We start from the raw sequence: 22098 nt of genomic DNA on the forward strand, positions 1-22098 counted from the left end.
GGGAACACGTCTCAGGCTGCGATCTGTGCAGGCCGACTGCCGGTCATCGCGGAGCGCAGGGCAGTTCGGACTCGGGCGGCACCTGCGGTGGCCACACGGTCGTTTTCTGGCGAGCCCGTGTGTAACTGATGTCGTGGCTTGCGCGCGGATGATCGGGCGGCCGAGTTGCCCTGCCGCTCCCGTGATTACTTGGCCGCGAGGATTTCCCCGCGCTCGATGACCGCGCGTAGGACGGCGGCGAAGTCCCGAGGCAGAAGGTTGACCGCGTCGAGGGCGTCGGTGGTCAGGGGGACTTCTTCGAGGATGTACTCGCCTCGGCCTTCCTGGCTGAACTCGGGCCCGCTGCGGTCCTCGAAACTCCACTTCTCGACGGTGGCGAGGTAGAAGTCCTGGCGCTCGCCGTCGGTCTCGATGGTGTGGAGGAGGCTGACGATCTCGGCTTCGCCTGCGATCTCCTCGCGGACCTCGCGGCGGAGGGCGTCCTCGGGGCTGGCGTCGGTCGGTTCGATCTTGCCGCCGACGATCACCCAGTACGGGTCGATGCCGGGGCGGATGCGCTTGATCAGCAGCATGGTGTTGCTCGGGGTGAGGAGGACGGCGCGGACGCGGTGCTGCATGGTGATCTGCCTTTTGTTCGGTGGGATGCCGGTCAGTGGGGAATCCAGCTGCCAAAGATGTGTAACGACTGGCCGATGATGAAGGACGTACTGGGCCCGGCGGGAGGGCGGCCGTGGTTGGTCAGGCGGCATCGTTCTGCTCCATTGCGGCTGCACTCGACTTTTCGAGCCAGACCAGTCGCGTGGCGATCCGCGGTCGCCCGTCGACGTCCGGGAGGCCTTCGCCCCAGACCTGGACGACGGCGAACAGCCGGGGTGCGGTGTCGAGTACGAGCGCGCACAGCGTGAATGGGGCGGACGCGGCGCTGTCGCCATTACGGGCACTGGAACAACCCGTACGGGCCGGTGTCAGATCAGCGAGGCCAGGACGCCGGGTGGCCAGTGGCCGAGCCAGAACGCGGCGGTGGAGGGTTGGGGCTGATCCTCGGTGGAGCCGTCGTGGGGCAGTAGTTCGGTGGGGGCGATGTAGCCCTCGCCGGGGTCGAGGCGCAGCCGGAAGACGCGCAGGGGCAGCCCGAGGGCGGTGTAGGCCCGCAGCTCGTCGGTGTGCGGATAGTGGATCTCGGTGTCGCTGTGGAGACCGCGACAGACAGCGCGGATGTCGAGGTCACCGAGCAGGAGGTAGCGGGTTCCCGGGCCGAGGTTGAAGCACAGGCGTCGGCGACCGGTGTGCTTGGCCTGGCAGCGGAGCCTGTCCCAGTTGTCGATGTGCAGGCCGATCCGGCGGCCGTCCTGGTAATTCGGGGTGGTGGTGAGGGCCCTGGCCGGGCTCGTGGCTTGGCCGAGGTGGACGGCGTCGGGGTCGCCGAGTTGGTCGGCGAGGGTGGCAAGGGTGGCCGGCGGCGGGCCGTCGGGCAGCTTCACCAGTTCCACCAGCGTGCTGTCGCTCTGCTCGGTCGGGCGGAGCTCTGCCGCCAGCTGGACAGTGAGGGGCCGCCAGGGTCCGACCGGGAGGACGGCCCCGTTCTCGTACTCGGGCTCGTCGCGTGCGGTGCGGACGCCGGTGCTGTCACACCTGGCGATGAGGGCCGCGGGATCGGTGTGGGCGATGGCGAGAGTCACGTGGTTCCTTCCAGGTGTGGTTCACCGGTCGTCGAGGGTGTCGGCGAAGGTCACGTCCAGCTCGGCGACCAGGGCTTCGGCGAGTTCGGCCTGCTGGGTGCGGTCGATGAGGACCTTGCCAAGGTTGGCGACGCCTCTCAGCGTGGTCAGGTCGTTGCCCCGCAGGTCAAGGCCCTGGTACTTGCCCCGGCCGAACTCGGTCAGCCGTAGGGTGCAGGTGTGGAGGACCACGCCGCCGAGGTCGCAGCCGGCGAACGACGCCTCGGTGAGCCCGCACTTGGAGAAGACGACCGCGCCCGCAGCGCGGATCTGCTCGAAGGTCGTGTAGTCGAGCTTGCAGTTGTCGAAGAGGACGTTGTCCAGAGTCACGCCGTTGAGCCCGGCGCCCATGATCTTGCAGTTGCGGAAGACGACCCGGGAGAGCTTGCTGTCGGTGATGCGAGTGGCGGCGAGGTCGCAGGTGTCGAATTCGACGGAGTCGAGGCGGACTTGGTCCAGCTGCACGCGGTCGGCCCGCAGGTTGGAGACACGGCCGGTGACGAGGCGGGTCTCGGCGAGGTCCAGGGCCCGCAGGTCGGCGTCGCCGTACTGGAAGTCCTGGACGATGCCCCGGGCGGAGTCCAGGGTGGTGACGTTGGACAGGTAAAGGCCGGGCTCGTTCAGGTGGGGCAGGGTCACGGTGACACGGCCGAAGGTGATGCTGTCCATGAGGGGCTCCGGTCTCTCGAGGGACGGGCCCGCACCGGCTGGTGCGGGCCCGGGTGGGTCCGGGTGGCGTTACTTGCCCTTGTTCTTGTTCGACCAGTTGTCCCAAGTGGGCCGGTTGTCGAACTTCGGCCCGTTGTTGTCCCAGGTGGGTCGATTGTCGAACGGCCCGGCGGTGGGGTCGGTCACGGTGAGGTCGGTGAGGCCCGTGAGGTCGGCGACGACGGCGGTGTTGCTGGCGGCCAGCAGTTCGAGCAGGGTCATGCGACTTTCTCCTCTTGGACGCTGTCGGACAGGGCGGTGACCAGGGCCTGCCGGGACACGCGGCAGTAGTTCGTCTCCGTGGTGTCCAGGCGGCCGTTCTCGAAGTAGCGATTGCCGGCCTGGGCCCCTCGGCAGAAGTCGAAGAGATCGCAGGTGGCTTCGCAGGCGTCCAGCCCGGTCAGGAACTCACGTACGTAGCGCAGGCGGTGAGCCTGGTCCAACATCGAGCCGATGCTCTGCTCCAGGACGTTCCCGGCCCGGAAGTCCCCGTAGGCCGGGTCGGTGATCCCAGCGAGTTCGGGCGAAAGCAGGACGACGTCGCCGTTGGAGGCGATGGTCGGGATCGGGTCGATCAACACGTGGCCCCAGACGGCCTGGTGTCCGGCGCGGACATCCCGCAGGTAGCCGCCGAGCCGGTCGATCTCGCGGATGGTCAGGTCGCGGTTGCGGCGTGACCAGGCGATGGTGCGGCGCCAGAACGCACGGGCCTGCTCGGGGGTGGGAACTGCCCGGTCGGTGTTGACGCCTTCCCTTTCCTCCATGTTCAGACCCACCGTGTGGCAGCCCAGGTCGGCCATGAAGTCGAGCAGGCCCTCGGGATCACCGATGCTCTCCGCACTGACGACCGCGATCGCCGAGAACCGTACGCCGTAGTTGCGCAGGCACTCGACGCCCTTCATGATCCGGTCGAAGGTCGGGCGTCCGGACCAGTCCACGCGCCGCTGGTTGAGGTCGGAAGGGCCGTCGACGCTCACCCCGACGCGGAAGCCGTACGCGGTGAGGAAGTCGCACCAGGCCGGGGTGATCAGTACGGCGTTGGTCTGCATCGAGTGAGTGACCAACCCGGCCTGCCGCAACGGTTCGAATGGGGTCAGCAACTCGGCGAGTCGCGTTCGGCCGACGGCCAGCGGCTCGCCGGCGTGCCAAACCACCTCGACTGGCTCCGGCGATGCGGTGTCGGCGAACTCGGCGACGGAACGGGCCACCGCCTCGGCGACCGCGACCGACATCGGGGCCCGCCGCTTGCGGTGGGGCAGGTAGCAGTAGGTGCAGTCCAGGTTGCAGAAGGAGTCCGTCTGGGCAACGACCGTCTTGGGGCGACGGGCGATGCGGCGCCGATATCGGGCCGGGGAGTGCGTCATGTTGCTCCTCCAAGGGCGGGGACTGGGCCAGCGCGGGGTCGCGCGGCCGACGTCGGTCCGTCCGTCGGTGTGGCTACTGGGATGTGCGGGTGGAGCCTTCGCCGGCATCGGCGCGCGTTGGCGGGGAAACGGCAAGGTCGGCGTGGACGACCTTGCCGTGCGGCCATACGGTCACGCCCCACCGCTGGCGAGTGAGCTGGTCGACCAGGGCGAGCCCTCGACCGGATTCGGCGCGCGGTCCGGCGTCGATCAGCACGGGCAGGGATGCGGAGCCGTCCGAGACGAGCAGTCGTACGGTGCTGCTGGTTGTCCGTCGGACACCGACCATCATGGAGGTCTGGCAGCCGGTCTTCGCCGCGTTGCCCACCAGCTCGGACACGACCAACTCGGCGTCGTCGATCAGGTGGGGCAGGTTCCACTCGGTGAGCTTGGCGCGGACCATGTGGCGGGCGGCGCGGACTGACGCGGGGACGTAAGGCAGCCGGAGGGTGGCCGGGCCCGTCGAGAGACTGGGCAGCGGAAGGGGATGTCCAAGGGCCGTCGTCACCGAAGCCCCCGGGGCTGGCAGGTGACAGGGTCCGTCGCTGAGACGTAGGGGGCGACCGGAACGCGGGTGAGCGTCGGACGCTGATGATGGAGCGTCAGCATGCGCCCAATGTCGCGGAGATATTACCGTCCGTGAACAGATGGGATGTGTCAGTTCCGGAAGTCGTACCGGCGCCGAGTGACATGCCTCGTATCACTCCTCAGGTGATGACCACGGATGTTCCGAGGATGGACGAGAGCTTGCGCAGCTTGGCAGTGGTGGCGCTGCCTGCGCTCGCCTTCTGTGCGATCACCGCGGGCAGTCCCTGATGCCGAGCCCAAGCAGGCGCGGTCGAGCACACCTCGAGCAGGGTGTCCAGGGCGGTGTCGGCCTGCCGGGTCTCGGCTTGGGCGAGCGCCACGTCCAACAGCATCCGGTTGCGCGCGGACGGGGTGAGTGCGCCCGTGTCGCCGATCGACTGGAACAGGTTGAGCGCCTTGCCCGGCCGACCGGTTGAGACGGAGATTCCGATCGCCTGTGCGATGACCGTTGCCGGCCCGAACGCTGTGCCGTTCACCATGACGTCCCTGCCCATCCGGGCTGCTACCGCGAGCCCCTGCGAGAGCAGGTCGTCGGCGCCGTCCGCATCCCCCTGGCGGGCAGCGACGACGGCCGCGAAGGTCACATGCCATCCGTAGGTGGCGAGCATCCCTGGGTCCCGATCCCCGTACCTGGGCTCGATGGACTCGTAGGACATGCGGGCGGTCTCCTCCGCCTGGTCCAGCCGGGCATCCCGTACGTAGATCCACGACCGACCGGATGCGACCATGGCCGAGCGGAGGGTGTCGCCGGCTCGGTCGGCCTGGTGCTGCGCGTGCCCAATTCCGGCGTATGCGAGATCTCGGGCGCCGAACTGGTTGGCCACGTAGGCGGCGAGGCGGTAGGCATCCGCGAGGATGCCCGCCGCCGTACTCCTCCGGTCGATCGGGGCGGCTTCCAACGTGGCCGCGGCTTCGCGCAGCGCTGGGGCGACGCGCACTCCCGCGCCCACGTAGTCGCCGGAGCGGTAGGCCTCCCACGCGGCGGCGAGTCCGGCCGCGAGTTCGGCCGGGGCCGGGGGCTGTACGTCGACGCCGACGCCGGCGGCGGTGTCGTGGACGGTGCGGGAGAGCTCGCGCATCATCGCCCGGTCGGCGCTGTGCATAGCGCGGCGAGGAGCCTGCTGGCCGAGGATCACCGACACGTCGGTGTGCAGAGCGGCCGAGATGCGCAGCAGCGTCTGGAGGCTGCCGCCGAGATTGCGTTCGGCCTTGCGGATCGTTGCCACGGACAGGCCCGAAGCTTCGGCGAGTTGTTCCTGCGTCATGTCCGGTCCGCGTAGGAGCTTGATGCGCTCGCCCGTGGTGTAGTCCGTCCACTGGGTCATGGTGGTTCCCTTCCGGGTGCACGGCCGTACTCGGAAGGTACCCGCTCCCGTGGGCGGGCGGACACGCTTCGGCTCCGCGCTCTGCGCTCGGCCTCAATGGCTGAGGGACGTTGAGCGTCAACCTGCCGGCACGCAGACCTCTCGTTCGGGGGGAAGGAGCCGTGCAGAGATGGCACGTCTGCCGGCGCGTGGCCAGGTTGGGGAGCATGTCGTCTGTCGTTGCGTCTGGGCGGTGGGTCTTGCCTGACAGGTACGTCGCCGTGTGCCGCCCGCCCCGGGCGGCACACGGCGAGGCCCGGGGCGGGCACCCGCCGGGAGGCGGGTGGGGGGTGGATGGTGGGGAACGGTGGGAGACGTGCGCAGCGGAGGGGATGATGCGCGGGTGTTCAGCCGGTGGGGAAAGCGCCGCTGCCCGGGGCTTCCGAAGGGGAAGTCCCGGGCAGCGGCGTTCGTCGTACGGGGTCAGACGGCCTTGGGCCTGCGGGCGACGGCGAGGGCCAGGGCCGCGCAGAGGAGGGCGGCGACGGTGGCGAAGCCGCTGATGGCGGGGAGGAGGCCGTAGCTCTTGACCAGGGCGCCGACGATGACGATGGGGAGGGAGCTGCCGAGGTAGACGATGACCCACAGGGAGCTCATCTCGGAGCCCCGGCGTTCCGGGTTCATCGCGGCGACGGCGGTGGTGAACAGGGAGCGGAAGGCCACGCCCTGGCAGGCGCCGCCGAGGACGCTGCCGATGAACAGCAGCGCGGGGGTGCCGGTGTACCCGGCGGCGACGACCAGGGCGAGGCCGGTGGCCAGGCCGGTCATGCCGAGGGCGACGACCGTGCGGTCGGCGGTGGGCGGGACGATCAGCTGGGCGGCGGCCGAGGAGCCGAGCAGCAGGGCGGCCACGATCGCGCCGGTCAGGTGCGAGTCGGTGTGCAGCAGCTTGGCGGAGAAGGCCGGAGCCAGGCTGAGGTAGACGCCGAAGACCGCGTAGGAGATGAAGCCGGCCGAGGCGGCGAGCAGGAACTCGCGGCGGCCGGTGACCGGCAGTCGCAGGCGCTGCGGCCGCAGGTGGGCCGGGGTGGTGATGCGGGGCGGCGACGCGGGCGGGCGGTTGCGGCCGGGCATCCGGGGGTGGACGACCGCCAGCGGCACGCAGAGCGCGAGCAGGGCGACGGCGTGCAGCAGGAAGGGCGTCAGCAGCGGGTCGGAGCCGTTCGCCAGCAGGGCGCCGACGACCGGGCCGAGTGCGACGCCACCTGCCGAGCAGGCCAGGGTGAGCTTGGCGGCCAGGGTCGGCCGGTCGGGCAGCAGGTCGCCGAGGGCGGCCCCGGCGGCGCCGGTGGACAGGCCGACGGCGATGCCCTGGACGGCCCGGCCGAGGGCGAGCTGCCAGAAGCTGTCGGAGGTGGCGAAGACGAGGTCCCCGGCGGCGGCCAGGACCACGGCGGGCAGGATCAGGGCGCGGCGGCCGAGGTGGTCGGACCAGTGGCCGACCACGGCCAGGACCGGGACCAGCGCGAAGACGTAGATCGTGAAGAGGATCGTGGTGTCGAGCGGGCCGAGGCCGAGGCGCTGCTGGATCATCGGGTAGATCGGCGTCGCCAGGTTGGCACCGATCAGCATGAACAGCAGGGCGGCGGCGACCAGGCCGACGCGTATGCCGCGCAGCGCGTTCCAGCGGCTGATCGCGGCGAGCTGGAGCTGGGCGCGGGGAGCGAGCTCCAGGGGGAGCAGGGCCTCCGACAGTCGGCGTCCGTCGTACTGCGCGGTGCGCAGCGCGGAGCCGGCGGGGGAGAGGTCCGCCATGGCAGGGGTCTCCTGTGGCCGGGCGCCACCGGGGTCGGCTGGGTGTGCCGGCGCGCCCGTCCTGAGGCGCTGTGGTGGTGGCCGCGGTGCGGGGCTCCCTGGTGGAGCGGGTGAGCTGAGAGAAGGGGGCTTCGTTGCCCGGTGGCGCGCGCGGGGTTGTGCGCGGTGCCAATGCGAAGGATAAGGGGTGGGCGCACGGAAGCGGCGCGCGCCCCTTTGCGCGCCCTGTGAGGCCGGGCATCGGGGGTGCCCGGCCTATACGCTGAGGTGGTAGATCGACACGCGGAGCTGTTCGAGCTGACCGCTGGCTGAGGGAGAGCACACGACGATGGCCGGACGACGTCGGAAGAACGCGGGGGCTTCGGCCGGAGAGGGTGCCGCCGAGGCGGTCCTGCCCGCGGACCTGGAGCTCCAGGACCTCTACGGGGCGTTCGCCGCGCACGGTCTGGACGACGAGGACCTGGACGACGCGGCGGTCCTGGTACCGCCGGTGAAGCTGCCCGCGGAGCAGGAGCTGGCCGAGCAGGCGAAGGCCGTGCCGATGTTCGGCTACGCGCTGGCGCTGGCCCGCTGGGCCTCCCCGCACCGGGTGGTGGACGAGTTCGGGGACCTGGTCGAGGAGGACCGGGCGCCGGTCGCCCGGCTGCTCGGGCTGGCCCCGGCCGAGGGCGAGGTGCCGGAGGAGGCCGAGGTCGAGACGCTGCGGGCCTGGTCGCTGGCCTGCGACCTGGACCTGGTGGAGCTGGGCACGACCAAGGAGGGCGAGCACGTCGCCGTCCCGGGCCCGGACCTGGAGCCCGCCGAGCAGGGGGACGCGGAGACCGTCCTGGAGCTGTGGCTGACCGCCGCCGGGATCGTCCGGGAGCTGGCGGTGGAGGCGGACTCGCTGCCGGAGGAGGACGAGGGCGCGGAGCCGGCCGACGCCGCGACCGGGGCTGCCGGGGAGGACGAGGAGGACGAGGACGCCCTGAGCGAGGTCGAGGAGGCCCGGGACGCCGCCGCCGAGCTGCTCGACGAGGCGCTGCAGGTGCTGTACGAGACCACCGCCTTCGCCGAGCCGGGCAACGAGACGGTGCCGCTGGGCGTGCTGGCCGCGCTGCTGGTGGTCCCGGACGGCGAGGAGCCGAGCGAGGAGCTGCTCGGCGACATCACCGATGTGATGGTCGCCCTGGACCCGATGCTGGCCGACCTCGCCGAGCTGGGCCTGCTGGAGTACCGGCCGATCGACCCGGAGCTGTTCGACGAGGAGGAGGGCGAGGAGCCCGCCGTCGTCGGCGAGGCGCCGCTGGACGACGAGGAGTCGGCCCGCTTCGGACTCGTCCGGCTCACCCCGCTCGGCCAGTACGGCATCCGGCAGTGGCTGCTGGAGGACGGCTACGACGCCCCGCTGGTCGGCGAGCTGGCCCAGGGGGACGCCGCCGAACTGCTGCGCGGGGTGTGCGAGGCGGCCAATGTGCTGCCGGAGGAGGAGCTGCGGGTCTGGGTGGCCGGCCGGGAGCCGGAGCCGGCGGCGCGCGAGCTGCTGGCGGCGGCACGCGGCGACGACGCGTACGGTCCGCTGCGCCGGATGCTCTGCGTCTCGGCGCTGAACCTGCTGGGGGCGGGCGCCGAGCCCGCCGTCCGGGAGGTGCTGGACGACCCGGAGCTCGGCGGTGCGGCCCGGGCCTGGCTGTCGGCGCAGGGTGCGACGGACGTGCCGGTGCCGGAGCGGACGATGGCGCTGTGGACGGTGGTCGACACCTTCGCTGCCCAGCTGCTGGACAGCGGCGGCGACGCGGCGCTGCTGCGCGAGCTGATCACCGACCTGCCGGTGAAGGGCGACCCGGCGTCGTGGTTCGGTGAGCTGTGGCGGGTCGACCACCCGTACACGGCGGACGTCCTGGAGGCGATCGGCGAGCTGCACACGGACCGGGCGCTGGCGAAGGAGGCGCGCAAGGCGGCCTTCAAGGCCCGGTCGAAGGGCTGAGGAGGGGCCGGCGAGGGGCCGACGGCGGCTACGGGAGGTCCAGCGAGCCGTCCTCGGTGAAGGGGAAGAACGGGTTGTGGGCCAGCTCCCACAGGTGCCCGTCCGGGTCCTCGAAGTAGCCGGAGTAGCCGCCCCAGCTGGTCGGGACCGGCGGCTTGACCACCACGGCGCCGGCCTCGACGGCGGTGCGCAGCGCGGCGTCCACCAGGGCGGGGGACTCCAGGTTCACCGCCAGGGTGACGCCGCGGAAGGAGGGTTCGCCGGTCGCGGGCACGCCCGCGTCGGCGGCCAGCTCCTCGGTGGGGAAGAGGCCCAGTACCGAGTCGGCGGTGCGGAACCAGACGATCTCCGGACTGGAGGCGGAGGAGCGCCGCCAGCCGAGGTCCTGGTAGAAGCGGGCGCTCCGGTCGAGGTCGGAGACGCCGAGGGTGACGATGCTGATCCGGGCGGGGAAGGCGGGCTGGGCTGCGTCGTTCTGTGCTGTCATGCCGCCAGCGTAGGGAGGGCGGCTGACATCGTGGCCGACGGACACGGCCGCCGCCCCCGTACGGCAGCGGAGCTGATGACCCGGCAGCTCCCGGCACGTAAGGTGGCGTCAGCGGTGCGAGCGCGAGGACTCGGGGGTGCGGCAGAGGATGGTGCGGGAGAGCGGCGGAAGGCCCCAGGAGTGGAACGTCGAGCGGTCGGGGCCGGAGCGGCCGGGCGGGCAGGAGCGTTTCGCCGGCCAGGAGGAGTTCTCCCGCCGGACCCTCGCCGCGGTGGACTTCCCGGTGTACGGCGTGGTCGGGCCGCCCGGCCGGGGCGAGGCGCTCGCGGCCTTCGAGACCTGTGGCGGTGAGCTGCGCTGGGTCGAGGTGCAGTGCGGCGACTGGACCACCGCGGCCGGGCCGTACGTGACCGTGCGGACGTACCGGCCGGGGGCCGACGGCTGTGAGGTGCTGCCCGAGCTGGAGGACGTGGTCGAGGACGAACGGGACCGCGTCTACGAGCAGTTGGGCGTGGACGAGGGCGACGGGCCGGGCCGGGTGCGGACGCTGCGGGAGTGGATCACCGTGGACGGCGAGCCCTACCCGGTGGAGGTGCACGAGGACCTGCCGTTGCCCGGCGCGGTCAGCGCGGTCGGTGCGGTGGGCGGCGCGGCCGTCGGCAGTGCGGCGGCGCTCGGCGGGGCGCCGGCCGGGGCGGCGGCCGGGGCGGCGGCCGGTGGCCCCGAGGCCGCCGGGCCGGTGTGGGCCGGCCGGCTGCGGGTCGACGGGCAGGCCGTCACGGTGTGCGGGCGCGGACTGCCCCCCGGCGGGGTGGAGCTGGCCGGGATCGGGGACTTCGACTGCTACCTGCGCGGGCGCACCGAGCTGCTGCGCGACCTGGCCTCCCGGCGGGCCCGCTACGTGCCGGTCGAGGAGCGTGAACTGCCGCCCACCGCAGGGCTGGAGGCGCACCGGGAGCTGATCGCCCAGAGCATCGCGGAGGCCGCCGCGATCGAGGCGCAGGTGCGGGTCGGGCGGACGCCGCGACTGCCGCGCGGGCTGCGCGGGGACGTCTGCGCGGTGCGCTGGGAGGCGGCGGTGCGCCAGCAGATGCGGCTCGCCACGGAGACCCGGGAGGAGGCCGCGGCGGCGGTGACCTCGATGGTCAACCACCTCAACCGGCTGTCCCAGCAGACGCACTGGCTGATCGGCACCCCGGAGGGGGAGGCGGCGGTCGAGGAGGTGGTGCGGTACACCGTGTTCGCCAGCGAGGTGGCGAGCCTGCCGGCACAGCGGGCCTGGGAGCAGCTGTGGCGGGAGCGCCCGGGGACGGCCGGGTCGGGCACCCCGGAGGAGCACCGGCTGGTGGAGCAGCTGTGGCTGTCGGCCTGGGAGCAGTGGCGGGAGGGGCGGGGCTGACCCGCACTCGGTAAAGCCCGGGTCATGTGTCGGTCATCGGTTGGCAAATGGACGCCTCGTCGTGCGGTGGACGTCATGCCGGGTTCATCCCTGCGGCGGAGTCTGCTGGGCGTCGACGACCTGCCTCGACGCCCGTACACCCCCCAGGAGTTGCTGCCATGTCGCTGTCCCGCCGGGACTTCGTCAACCGTTCCACCCTCGTCGGGGCCGGCGTGCTGATCGCCGGCAGCGCAGAGGCGCTGGCCAGCGCCCCCGGTGCGATCGCCGCGCCGGTCGGCGGCGAGGCCCCGGTCGCCGCCGCGGCTGGTGCCGCCGGGACCAACGCGGCGGGCGGTGCCGCGATCGGCTACGGCCCGCTGGTACCGGACCCGGCCGGGCTGCTCTCGCTGCCCAAGGGCTTCTCGTACAAGGTGCTCAACCGGGCCGGGCAGACCCGGCTGCGCACCGGCGAGTTCACCCCGAGCAACCACGACGGCACGTCCGCCTTCGAGGACGAGCGCGGCGGCAACCTGATGGTGGTCAACCACGAGCTGTCCGGCGCCCGGGCCAACTGGCCGTACCCGGTGCCGCTGACCGAGGGGCACGTCTACGACCCGGGCGCGGCCGGCGGCTGCACCATCGTGCACGCCAGGCGGGACGGCTCGGTCGAGCAGTGGGTCGGCATCGCCGGCACCGCCACCAACTGCGCGGGCGGGGTGACCCCGTGGGGCACCTGGCTGTCCGGCGAGGAGACCGAGGACAGGGCCGGCAAGAACGGCTTCACCAAGGACCACGGCTACGTCTTCGAGGTCGACCCCTTCGACGACGACTACAACCGCGACCCGCAGCCGGTGAAGGCCTTCGGCCGGTACGCCCACGAGGCCGTGGTGGTGGACCCGAAGCGCGGCCACGTCTACCTCACCGAGGACGCCTCCAACCCGAACGGCCTGCTGTTCCGCTGGACCCCGCCGGCCGGCTTCCGGCACGGCCGCCACCAGCTGCGCAGGCTCGCCGCCGACGCCGGCGTGCTGGAGGCCTTCAAGGTCTTCGACGCCCAGGGCCGGTTCGTCGACGACCTCTCCCGGGCCACCAAGGTCGGCACCGTCTACGGCGCCGACTGGGTCAAGGTGCAGGACCGCGACGCCCGGACCGTCTCGGTGCGCAAGCAGTTCAAGGAGGGCGAGGTCACCCGGGCCCGCAAGCTGGAGGGCATGTGGTGGGGGGACGGCGGCTTCTACTTCGTCTCCAGCTACGCCCGTTCGGAGAGCCCGGTGCAGCACGACGGCCAGGTGTGGTTCTACAACCCGGCGCGTCGCACCATCACCCTCAAGGTGCTGCTGGGCGTCAACGACGACGTCCTGGGCGACCACGACAACTACGACGGCCCGGACAACATCACCGTCTCGCCGTACGGCGGCATCGTGATCGCCGAGGACGGCAACGGGATCTCGCACCTGTTCGGCGCCACCGAGGACGGGCTGGTCTACCCGATCGCCCGCAACGAGCTGAACATCGGCAGCGCCGAGAAGCCCGAGTTCAGCGAGTTCACCGGGGTGACCTTCTCGGACGACGGCCGGACCCTGTTCGCCAACATCCAGGAGCCGGGCATCCAGCTGGCGATCAGCGGGCCGTGGCGCCGGCTGAACGAGCACAGGCGCGGCCAGGGGTACGGCGCCTGACCCCTCCCGCCTGACCCCCGGAGCGTGACCCCCGGCGCCCGCCCCTCGGCGTCTGACCCCCGGCGCCCGAGCTCCGGAGCGTGACCGGCTGCCCGCGGACTACTCGTCCGCGGGCAGCCGCAGTTGCAGCATCGCCAGCAGCCGCTGCTGCGGCTGGGCGAGGTCGATGCCGGTCAACTGCTCGGCGCGGCGCACCCGGTAGCGCAGGGTGTTGGGGTGGATGTGCAGGGCGTCGGCGGCGACCCGGACCTCGCCGAGCGCGTCCAGCCAGGCGAGCACCGACTCGGCGAGCCGGGTGTGGTGGCGGCGGTCGTACTCGGCGAGCGCGGTCAGCCGCGGGTCGCGCAGGCCGGTGCGGTCCTGGAGCAGCGCGAGCACCTCGCTGACCAGCACCTCGGCCTGGACGTCGATCAGCGCCGCGACGTCGAGGTCGACTCCGCCGCGGCCCATCGCGTCCAGGATGCGGTCGGCCTGGGCGCGGGAGTCCGGTACCTGGGACAGGCCGTCGACGGTCGAGCCAATCGCGGCGCGCAGCGGGACGCCGAGGTGCTCCCGGGCGGCGGTGACCACCTCGGCCGCCCAGCCGCGCACGGTGGTCATCGGCAGGCCGGGCGGGAGTTCGGGCAGCAGCACGTAGACCCGGGACTCGATCGGGGCGAGCAGCGCGGCGCGGTGCCGGGCGGCGGTGTGCACCGAGATCAGGCCGGTGACGTCGGAGCGGTGCAGCGCCTCGGTGGTGTGGGCGCCGTACGCGAGCACGGTGGCCGGGCGGCGCAGGTCCAGGCCGAGGTGGGTGGCCAGCGACTGGGGGCCGGTGGAGCCTTCCAGTAGTCCGGTCAGCAGGGTCTGGGTGAGCCGGACGTCGGCGGACAACTCGCGTCGGCGGCGCACCAGTTGGGCGGCCGCGACCCGGGCGGCGCCGACCAGGGCCTGCTCGGCGTGGGCGGCCAGCGGCTGGGCGCCCTCCTGGACCCAGATGGTGCCGAGCGGCTGCGCGCCGGCCCGGATGCCGACCGCCAGGCGGCGGCGCAGGCCGAGCTCGGGGTGCGGCTCGACCGCGATCGGGGTGTCCGAGCTGCGCAGGTGCTGGAAGATGCCCCACTCGCGGAGCTTGGAGAGGTACGGCTCCGGGCCTTGCCAGCCCAGGATGGAGAGCCGGCGCAGGTCGTCGACCTCGTCGGAGTCGGAGGAGCGGGAGTAGGCGAGGACCCGGCTGGAGGTGTCCTCGATCGAGACGATGCCGTTGGTGAGCACGGCGACGGTCTGGGCGAGGGAGAAGAGGTCGCCCGCGTTGGGTTCGGGGGGGCCGGGGGAGTCCGGGGCGTCGGGGCCGGCGATGATCGCCCGGGCCAGCGAGTCCAGGTGCTCCCAGCGGGTCTCCCGGCGCACCGACAGCAGGGCGACGCCCGCGTCGGTGGCGGCCTCGCGCAGGGCGTCGGCCTGGCCGGGGGCGTCCAGCTTGACCGCGACGGCGGCGGCGCCGGCCCGGCCGGCCGCGCGCAGGGCGGGGAGGGCGGCGCGGCCGCGGGCACCGATGGCGAGGACGAGTTCGCCGGGGGAGGCGGTGGGAGGGTCCTCCGGGTCGAGGATCGCGACGTCGCGGACGGGGACGTCCAGGCCCTGGGGGGCGGCCTGGAGTTCGACCAGGGGTTCGCCCAGGGACATCAGCAGCTGGCGGAGCGGGAGGCCGGGGGTGGTCACTCCGGACCTCCTTCATCCGCTCGGACAACGGTGTGTGGTTGATTTTAGCCGGGCGGACAGCATCGCGGTTCGTCTCTCGAAAATAGTTGACTCTGATTATTCAGGAGTGGATAGTCAGTGCTGACCAAGAGATGAGGATGTCTCGTGGCGAAGCGACGCAAGGTGTCGAACCCGCTGGCGCTCGCGGTCCTGGCCGAACTCATGGCCGAGCCGATGCACCCGTACGAGATGGGCCGTCGGCTCAAGGAGCACGCCAAGGACCGCAACATCAAGTACAACCGCAGCTCGCTCTACATGGTCGTGGAGCAGCTGCGGAAGGCCGGGTTCGTCGCCGAGCAGGAGACCGTCCGCGACACCCAGCGGCCGGAGCGCACCGTCTACGCCCTCACCGAGGAGGGGCGGGCCGAGCTCTTCGACTGGATGCGCGAACTCGTCGCCGAACCGCGGCACGAGTACCCCGCGTTCGGGGTCTCGCTGTCACTGCTCATGGTGCTCCCGCCGGCCGAGTCGGTGGAGCTCCTGGCGCGGCGGCTGACCGCCCTGACCGCCGAGGCGGCGGGGATCCGGGAGGCCCTGCGCAAGGCCACCGAGGAGGGCGTCGGCTGGCTCTTCCTGATCGAGGAGGAGTACCGGGTCGGCGGCCTGGAGACCGAGATCGCCTTCGTCGAGCGCCTCATCGCCCAGCTCCAGGAGCCGGACTTCGTCCGGACCTGGCAGGAGTACTTCGGGAGTCTGCAATGAGTGCACCGCGAACCGTCCGCACCGCGAAGAAGGCCCTGGTCATCGGCGGCGGCATCGCCGGCCCGGTGACGGCACTGGCGCTGCGCAGGGCCGGCCTCGAGGCCGAGGTCTTCGAGGCCTACGAGGCCTCCGCCGAGGGCATCGGCGGCACGTTCATGATCGCCCCCAACGGCCTCGGCGCCCTCGCCGTGGTCGGGCTGGAGGAGGAGGTCGGGCAGGTCGGCCAGCCGATCGGGCCGATGCTGATCGAGGACGGCAGGGGCGGCGTGCTGGCCGAGTTCGCCGGCCTCACCGACCTGCCGCGCGGGCGGGTGATGCGCCGCGCCGAGCTGTACCGGGTGCTGCAGCGGCGGCTGGCCGGGGCCGGGATCCAAGTCCGGTACGGCAAAAGGCTGGTGGGCGCCGAGGAGGGCGCCGACGGGATCACCGCACGGTTCGCCGACGGCACCAGCGCCACCGGCGACCTGCTGATCGGCGCCGACGGCACCGGCTCCACCGTTCGCACCCTGATCGACCCGGACGCGCCCGCCGCCAGGTACACCGGCCTGCTCGGCGTCGGCGGCTACAGCCCGTACCGGTTGCCCGGCCGGGCCGGACGCGGCGAGACCATGCACTTCGCCAACGGCGCCCGGGCCTTCTTCGGCTACTGGGGCCTGCCCGAGGGCCGCGGCACCGCCTGGTTCAGCAACATCCCGCAGCCCGAGCAGCTGACCACCGAGCAGGTCCGCGCGGTCAGCGGGGAGGAGTGGCTGCGCCGCTGCCGCGAGCTGCACGCCGACGACCGCCCCGCCCGCGAGGTGCTGGCGGTCGCCGACGCCGGGACGGTCGAGACCTTCCCCCGGCTGGAGATCATGCCGTCCGTCCCGCACTGGTACCGCGGCCGGATGGTGCTGGTCGGCGACTCGGTGCACGCGCCGTCCAACAGCTCCGGCCAGGGCGTCTCGCTCGCCGTCGAGAGCGCCGTCGAACTCGCCCGCTGCCTGCGCGACCTGCCCGACCACACCGAGGCCTTCGCCGCGTACGAGGCGCTGCGCCGGCCCCGGGTGGAGCGGATCGCCGCCGCGGCCGAGCGCACCAACAACCAGAAGGCCTCCGGGGCGGTCGGGCGGCTGGTGTTCCGGCTGGTCGCGCCGATCATGGCGCGGACCGTGATGAGCCCCGAGAAGCTGCTCCGGCCGGTGCACGGGTACCGGATCGACTGGGAGCGGCGGGTGGTGCCTGCGGGACAGCAGGGGCGGGAGGGGCGTTCGGACCGGGCCGCCTGACGGGCGGTCGTGACCGCGGCGTGACCGCCTTCGTCGGGCCGGACAACGCCGTACGGGGGAATTTAGCCGCCCGGCCAATCAAGTGGCCCGGCGGGCAGGAATAGCGTTCGTGCTGTGGCCTGCGCGTGACCCGTGCAGGCCTTCCCCCGCATTGAACGAAGGAGAGCGTGCGCCTCATGGACGCTGTGACCCAGGTCCCCGCGCCGGTGAACGAGCCGGTCCACAGCTACGCCCCCGGCAGCCCCGAACGGGCTCGCCTGGAGGCCAAGCTGAAGGAGCTGGGCGGCCAGGAGCCGGTCCAGCTGACCATGACGATCAACGGTGAGCGCCGGATGGGCGGCGGCACCGAGATCCACGTCGTCCAGCCGCACAACCACGCGGCTCGGCTCGGCACCCTGCGCAACGCCACCCAGGCGGACGCGCAGGAAGCCATCGACACTGCCCTGGCCGCTGCCCCGGCCTGGCAGGCGCTCTCCTTCGACTCGCGCGCCGCGATCTTCCTCAAGGCCGCCGACCTGCTGGCCGGCCCCTGGCGCGAGACCCTGGCCGCCGCCACCATGCTCGGCCAGTCCAAGACCGCCCAGCAGGCCGAGATCGACACCCCCTGCGAGCTGGTCGACTTCCTGCGCTTCAACGTGCACTTCGCCCGCCAGATCATGGCCGAGCAACCGATCTCCTCGGACGGCGTGTGGAACCGCAGCGACCACCGCCCGCTGGAGGGCTTCGTCTACGCGATCACCCCGTTCAACTTCACCGCGATCGCCGGCAACCTGCCGACCGCGCCCGCGCTGATGGGCAACGTGGTGCTGTGGAAGCCGTCCCCCACCCAGCAGTACTCCGCGCACCTGCTGATGCAGCTGCTGGAGGAGGCCGGCCTGCCCAAGGGCGTCATCAACATGGTGACCGGCGACGGCCTGGACGTCTCCGCCGTCGCGCTCAAGCACCCCGCGCTGGCCGGCATCCACTTCACCGGCTCCACCGCCACCTTCCAGCACCTGTGGCGCGAGGTCGGCAACAACATCGCCGGCTACCGCACCTACCCGCGGATCGTCGGCGAGACCGGCGGCAAGGACTTCCTGGTCGCCCACCCGTCCGCCGACCCGGCCGTGCTGAAGACCGCGATGACCCGCGGCGCCTTCGAGTTCCAGGGCCAGAAGTGCTCGGCGCTCTCCCGCGCCTACGTCCCCGCCTCGATCTGGGCCGGCCTCAAGGACGAGTTCGCCGCCGAGGTCGACGGCCTCACCATGGGCGACGTCAGCGACCTGTCCAACTTCATGTCGGCCGTCATCGACGAGCGCGCCTTCGCCAAGAACAAGGCCGCCATCGACCGCGCCCACGCCGACGCCTCCGTCGAGGTCATCGCGGGCGGCACCTACGACGACTCGGTCGGCTACTTCGTCCGCCCGACCGTCCTGGTCTGCCAGGACCCGGCCTCGGAGTACTTCCGCGACGAGTACTTCGGCCCGATCCTCGCCGTGTACGTCTACGAGGACGAGAAGTACGAGGAGATGCTGGCCCAGATGGAGTCCGTGTCGCCCTACGGCCTGACCGGCTCGATCATCTCCCAGGACCGCGCCGCGGCCCAGGACGCGATGCACAAGCTGCGCTTCGCCGCCGGCAACTTCTACATCAACGACAAGCCCACCGGCGCCGTCGTCGGCCAGCAGCCCTTCGGCGGCGGCCGCGCCTCCGGCACCAACGACAAGGCCGGCGCCAAGCAGAACCTGGCCCGCTGGACGTCGACCCGCTCGGTCAAGGAGACCTTCGTCCCGCCGACCGACTACCGCTACCCGCACATGGGCTGACCAGCCCTGTCGCCGATCGATCCGCTGTAGAGGCCATCGGTCACCCGCGACGCCCGGCCCCGCAGCCGGGTGTCGCCCCGCCGGGGCGGCGGCCCACCCCCGTACCGCCGCCCCGGCCCTTTTCTGCCACCCTTGGAAACACCAGCTCCAGGAGTCCCGATGCTCCGTTCCGCCCTTCTCGCGGCCTCACGGTCCCCCCAGGTCCGCACCGTGGTCGAGAAGTTCCCCCCGACCCACGCGATAGTCGAGCGCTTCGTCGCCGGTGACGTCCTCGACGACGCCGTCACCGCGACCGACGACCTGGTCGCCACCGGCCGCAAGGTCACCCTCGACCACCTGGGCGAGGACACCAAGGACGCCGCCCAGGCCGCCGGCACCGCCGAGGCCTACGAGCACCTGCTCAAGGCCCTCAAGGAGACCGGCCTCGCCGCCGCCGCCGAGGTGTCCGTCAAGCTGTCGGCCGTCGGCCAGTTCCTGCCGGTGGACGGCGAGAAGATCGCGCTGGAGAACGCCCGCCGCATCTGCGAGGCCGCCGCCGACGCGGGCACCACGGTGACCCTCGACATGGAGGACCACACCACCACCGACTCCACCCTCGCCATCGCGCGCGAGCTGCGGGCGGACTTCCCCTGGCTGGGCGTCGTCCTCCAGGCCTACCTGCGCCGCACCGAGGCCGACTGCCGTGAGTTCTCCGGCCCCGGCTCCCGGGTGCGCCTGTGCAAGGGCGCCTACAAGGAGCCCGAGTCGGTCGCCTTCCAGGGCAAGCACGAGGTCGACCTCGCGTACGTCCGCGCGCTCAAGATCCTGATGGCCGGCGAGGGCTACCCGATGATCGCCTCGCACGACCCCAACATGATCAAGATCGCCGGCCAGCTGGCCCAGTGGAACAACCGCACCCGGGACTCCTTCGAGTACCAGATGCTGTTCGGCATCCGCCCCGAGGAGCAGCTGCGCCTCGCGGAGGAGGGCAACACCATGCGGGTCTACCTCCCGTACGGCCAGGAATGGTACGGCTACTTCATGCGCCGCCTCGCCGAGCGCCCGGCCAACCTCACCTTCTTCCTGCGCGCCATGGCCACCCGTAGCTGACCCTGGCGGCAGGATGAACGGCCCGCACCCCTGACGGGGGGTGCGGGCCGTTCCGTTGTTCCGGCGGCCGGGTTTAGGATCTTCGCTGCTGTGAACTGGGGTGTTGGTGGGAGGAGTTGGGGATGATGAAGCAGTTCGAGGGGCTGTCGACGCCGTTGGTGGCGGATGCGTGTGTGCGGCTCGGGGTGGGGGTGCGGGCGGCGCCGGTGGGGGTGGGGGCGGTGGTGGCCGGGGCCCGGGTGGCGGGGCGGGTGCTGCCGGTGCGGCACTACGGGAGCGTGGACGTGTTCCTGGAGGCGTACGGGGGCGCGCTGGACGGGGACGTGCTGGTGATCGACAACGGCGGGCGGACCGACGAGGCCTGCATCGGGGACCTCGCGGTGCTGGAGGCGCGGGCCGCCGGGGTGGCCGGGATCGTGGTGTGGGGGCTGCACCGGGACACCCCCGAGCTGGTGGAGATCGGGCTGCCGGTGTTCAGCTACGGCGCGCTGCCGGTGGGGCCGCTGCGGCTGGACGGGCGGGAGCCGGAGGCGCTGGAGTCGGCGCGGTTCGGGCCGCACCTGGTGACCACCGGGGACACGGTGTTCGCGGACGCCGACGGTGTGCTGTTCGTGCCGGCCGACCGGGCCGGGGAGGTGCTGGAGACGGCCGCCGGGATCGCCGCCACCGAACGGGCGCAGGCCGGGCGGATCACGGCCGGGGACACCCTGCGGAGGCAGACCCGCTTCGAGGAGTTCCTGGAGCGGCGCGCCGCCGACCCGTCGTACAGCTTCCGGCAGCACCTGCGGCGGGTCGGCGGGGCGATCGAGGAGTAGGGCCCCGTGGTTACAGCGGGCGGTACATGACGTGCAGGCCGACGTAGCCGTCGACCGGGTGGTGGAAGGCCTCGGGGACGGTGCCGACCACCTCGAAGCCCAGCGAGCGGTAGAGCTTGACGGCGTGGTCGTTGTTGGCGACCACCGCGTTGAACTGCATGGCGCGGAAGCCCGCCCCGCGGGCCCAGTCGAGGGTGTACTCGACCAGGGCCCGCCCGATGCCCTTGCCGTGGTGGGCCGGGTCGACCATGTAGCTGGCGCTGGCCACGTGCCCGCCGTTGCCGGGGCGGTTGCGGTTCATGTTGGCGGTGCCGAGGACCGTGCCGTCCTCGTCGACGGCGACCACGGTGCGGTCGGGGGCGGTCTTCATCCACCACTCCCGGCCCAGCTCGGAGGGCATGTCCAGGGGGTAGGGGAAGGTCTCGCCGGCGGCGACGATGTCGTGGAAGAACGGCCAGATGGCCGACCAGTCCTCGGGGGTGGCTTCGCGGATGATCATCGGATCAGGATGATCCCCGACGGCGGGCCGCGCCACCGGATTTCCCTCAGTCGCCGAGGACGACTGTCTCGACCCGGGCGGCGGCGAAGGCCTGGCCCTTGGCGTTGGGGTGCACCAGGGCGTACTCGAGAGGCAGGATGCTGGTCAGCAGGCCGTCCAGCCAGCGGTCGTCGTCGCAGACGCTGTGTCCGGCGGAGCCCGGATAGAGGTCGACGAAGGAGTCGCGGTGGGCAGCGGTCTCCTGCTGGATGACCGCGTTGAGCGGCTCCAGGATGGCGGCCCGCGCCCAGGCGAGGTCTCCGGTGGTGAAGGTGGCGAACTGCAGCGGGTCGCCGTACCGGCAGCGGTTGGCGTCCTCGGGGACGAGGTGCGGGTAGCCGACGGTGACGACCTTGGCGGACGGGGCCTTGGCGTGCAGTGCGGTGAGCATCTGGTCGTAGCCGGAACGGAGTTGGTTGAGGCGGCCGGGCAGCTGGGTGTCGTACTTGTCCTTGCAGGGCGTACCGGTGTTTCCGGTCCCGGCGCCGAGTGTGACGCAGTCCTCGAGGATCTGGGCGAAGCCGAGGTCGTTGCCGCCGACCCCGACGGTGATCAGGCCGGTGCTCTGGCTGACGGCGTCGATCTGCGGCGGGACCGGCGGGAACGGCGCGTCCGGGTCGGTGCCGTACGGCGGGAGCGGGCGGCCGAGCGGGGACAGCTCGGTCGCGTAGACGCTCCCGGTGGTGGCGCCGCTGCAACTGACGTTGCGCAGGTCGACCAGCGGGCCGAGGTCGCGGCGGATGACCTCCGGGTAGGAGCCGGTGGTGCGGGCACAGCCGTCGCGCGGGGTCTCGAACTCGTCGCCGGTGGCCTGGATCACCCCGGCGGTGTACGAGTCGCCGAGGGCCACCCACTCCAGCCCGGCGGCGCGGGTGGCGGGCTTGGCGGCGGCCTCGGCGGTGGTGGGGGTGATCAGGCCGACGGCCAGGGCGACGGCGGTGCCGGCGACGACGAGGCGGGACGGGATGTGCGGCACGGTCTCTCCTCCTTGGATGCAGGGGAGAGCGCGAATCACCCCCCGGAGAGTCAATCGAGTCGACCCGTGGACGACTTGATGCCCCTGGGGGGTGAAATCGGTGGCGTGGCTTTGACGTTGAG

20 protein-coding genes are annotated in these 22098 nt (G+C 72.2%); 8 read left to right on the forward strand and 12 right to left on the reverse strand.

Going from position 1 to position 22098, the window contains the following annotated elements; translation table 11 throughout:
- Window positions 1-185: 185 nt before the first annotated feature.
- From AB0F71_RS20540 to AB0F71_RS20575, 8 genes are all read right to left on the reverse strand, one after another.
- The gene (locus AB0F71_RS20540; protein WP_360236197.1) at window positions 186-617 is read right to left on the reverse strand and encodes an NUDIX domain-containing protein; all 432 of its coding nucleotides are present in this window, start codon (window positions 615-617) and stop codon (window positions 186-188) included.
- A gap of 348 nt (window positions 618-965) precedes the next feature.
- Window positions 966-1679: a hypothetical protein gene (locus AB0F71_RS20545; protein WP_360236200.1), complete on the reverse strand. Its 714-nt coding sequence runs from the start codon at window positions 1677-1679 to the stop codon at window positions 966-968.
- A 21-nt stretch (window positions 1680-1700) separates the two neighbouring features.
- A complete protein-coding gene (locus tag AB0F71_RS20550) occupies window positions 1701-2387 on the reverse strand; it encodes a pentapeptide repeat-containing protein (protein WP_360236203.1) in 687 nt (228 codons plus the stop codon).
- Window positions 2388-2456: 69 nt separating this feature from the next.
- Window positions 2457-2648, reverse strand: coding sequence for a multiple cyclophane-containing RiPP AmcA (gene amcA / locus AB0F71_RS20555; protein WP_360236206.1), 192 nt, complete (start codon window positions 2646-2648; stop codon window positions 2457-2459).
- Entirely contained in the window at window positions 2645-3790 is a 1146-nt protein-coding gene (amcB, locus tag AB0F71_RS20560; RefSeq protein WP_360236209.1) for a cyclophane-forming radical SAM peptide maturase AmcB, read from the reverse strand. The genes amcA and amcB overlap by 4 nt, the downstream gene beginning before the upstream one ends.
- 73 nt (window positions 3791-3863) lie before the next feature.
- A complete protein-coding gene (locus AB0F71_RS20565; protein ID WP_360236211.1) occupies window positions 3864-4337 on the reverse strand; it encodes an ATP-binding protein in 474 nt (157 codons plus the stop codon).
- Between the two features lie 199 nt (window positions 4338-4536).
- On the reverse strand, window positions 4537-5742 hold the full coding sequence (locus AB0F71_RS20570) for a helix-turn-helix transcriptional regulator (RefSeq protein WP_360236213.1): 1206 nt from the start codon (window positions 5740-5742) through the stop codon (window positions 4537-4539).
- A 462-nt stretch (window positions 5743-6204) separates the two neighbouring features.
- Window positions 6205-7536, reverse strand: a complete 1332-nt coding sequence (locus AB0F71_RS20575) for an MFS transporter (protein WP_360236216.1) — start codon at window positions 7534-7536, stop codon at window positions 6205-6207.
- A gap of 328 nt (window positions 7537-7864) precedes the next feature.
- Between AB0F71_RS20575 and AB0F71_RS20580 the strand changes: the two genes are divergently transcribed.
- On the forward strand, window positions 7865-9502 hold the full coding sequence (locus AB0F71_RS20580; protein WP_360236219.1) for a hypothetical protein: 1638 nt from the start codon (window positions 7865-7867) through the stop codon (window positions 9500-9502).
- Between the two features lie 28 nt (window positions 9503-9530).
- On the opposite strand, the gene AB0F71_RS20585 is transcribed toward AB0F71_RS20580, so the two are convergent.
- Entirely contained in the window at window positions 9531-9989 is a 459-nt protein-coding gene (locus tag AB0F71_RS20585; protein WP_360236222.1) for a VOC family protein, read from the reverse strand.
- A gap of 136 nt (window positions 9990-10125) precedes the next feature.
- Here AB0F71_RS20585 and AB0F71_RS20590 point away from each other — a divergent pair, with 136 nt between their 5' ends.
- Together AB0F71_RS20590 and AB0F71_RS20595 are read left to right on the forward strand one after the other, a co-directional pair.
- Complete coding sequence (locus tag AB0F71_RS20590; protein ID WP_360236225.1) at window positions 10126-11388, forward strand: hypothetical protein; 1263 nt, start codon at window positions 10126-10128, stop codon at window positions 11386-11388.
- A 158-nt stretch (window positions 11389-11546) separates the two neighbouring features.
- The gene (locus AB0F71_RS20595; RefSeq protein WP_360236228.1) at window positions 11547-13046 is read left to right on the forward strand and encodes an alkaline phosphatase PhoX; all 1500 of its coding nucleotides are present in this window, start codon (window positions 11547-11549) and stop codon (window positions 13044-13046) included.
- 99 nt (window positions 13047-13145) lie between these two features.
- Here AB0F71_RS20595 and AB0F71_RS20600 read toward each other — a convergent pair whose 3' ends face one another.
- Window positions 13146-14747, reverse strand: a complete 1602-nt coding sequence (locus AB0F71_RS20600; RefSeq protein ID WP_360236231.1) for a helix-turn-helix domain-containing protein — start codon at window positions 14745-14747, stop codon at window positions 13146-13148.
- Window positions 14748-14891: 144 nt separating this feature from the next.
- Between AB0F71_RS20600 and AB0F71_RS20605 the strand changes: the two genes are divergently transcribed.
- The 5 genes from AB0F71_RS20605 to AB0F71_RS20625 all read left to right on the forward strand — a co-directional run bounded on the left by AB0F71_RS20605 (window position 14892) and on the right by AB0F71_RS20625 (window position 20462).
- Window positions 14892-15488, forward strand: coding sequence for a PadR family transcriptional regulator (locus AB0F71_RS20605; protein ID WP_360236234.1), 597 nt, complete (start codon window positions 14892-14894; stop codon window positions 15486-15488).
- Complete coding sequence (locus AB0F71_RS20610) at window positions 15485-16753, forward strand: FAD-dependent monooxygenase (RefSeq protein ID WP_360236237.1); 1269 nt, start codon at window positions 15485-15487, stop codon at window positions 16751-16753. The genes AB0F71_RS20605 and AB0F71_RS20610 overlap by 4 nt, the downstream gene beginning before the upstream one ends.
- Window positions 16754-16929: 176 nt before the next feature.
- Window positions 16930-18558 carry an L-glutamate gamma-semialdehyde dehydrogenase gene (gene pruA / locus AB0F71_RS20615; protein ID WP_360236240.1) on the forward strand — a complete coding sequence of 543 codons (1629 nt, stop codon included), beginning with the start codon at window positions 16930-16932 and terminating at the stop codon, window positions 18556-18558.
- 159 nt (window positions 18559-18717) lie between these two features.
- On the forward strand, window positions 18718-19647 hold the full coding sequence (locus tag AB0F71_RS20620; RefSeq protein ID WP_360236243.1) for a proline dehydrogenase family protein: 930 nt from the start codon (window positions 18718-18720) through the stop codon (window positions 19645-19647).
- A gap of 122 nt (window positions 19648-19769) precedes the next feature.
- On the forward strand, window positions 19770-20462 hold the full coding sequence (locus tag AB0F71_RS20625) for an RraA family protein (RefSeq protein ID WP_360236246.1): 693 nt from the start codon (window positions 19770-19772) through the stop codon (window positions 20460-20462).
- Between the two features lie 10 nt (window positions 20463-20472).
- Here AB0F71_RS20625 and AB0F71_RS20630 read toward each other — a convergent pair whose 3' ends face one another.
- Entirely contained in the window at window positions 20473-20961 is a 489-nt protein-coding gene (locus AB0F71_RS20630; protein WP_360236249.1) for a GNAT family N-acetyltransferase, read from the reverse strand.
- 46 nt (window positions 20962-21007) lie between these two features.
- The gene (locus AB0F71_RS20635; RefSeq protein ID WP_360236252.1) at window positions 21008-21976 is read right to left on the reverse strand and encodes an SGNH/GDSL hydrolase family protein; all 969 of its coding nucleotides are present in this window, start codon (window positions 21974-21976) and stop codon (window positions 21008-21010) included.
- Window positions 21977-22098 lie beyond the last annotated feature (122 nt).

The organism is Kitasatospora sp. NPDC028055, from assembly GCF_040637885.1.
Lineage (GTDB): Bacteria > Actinomycetota > Actinomycetes > Streptomycetales > Streptomycetaceae > Kitasatospora.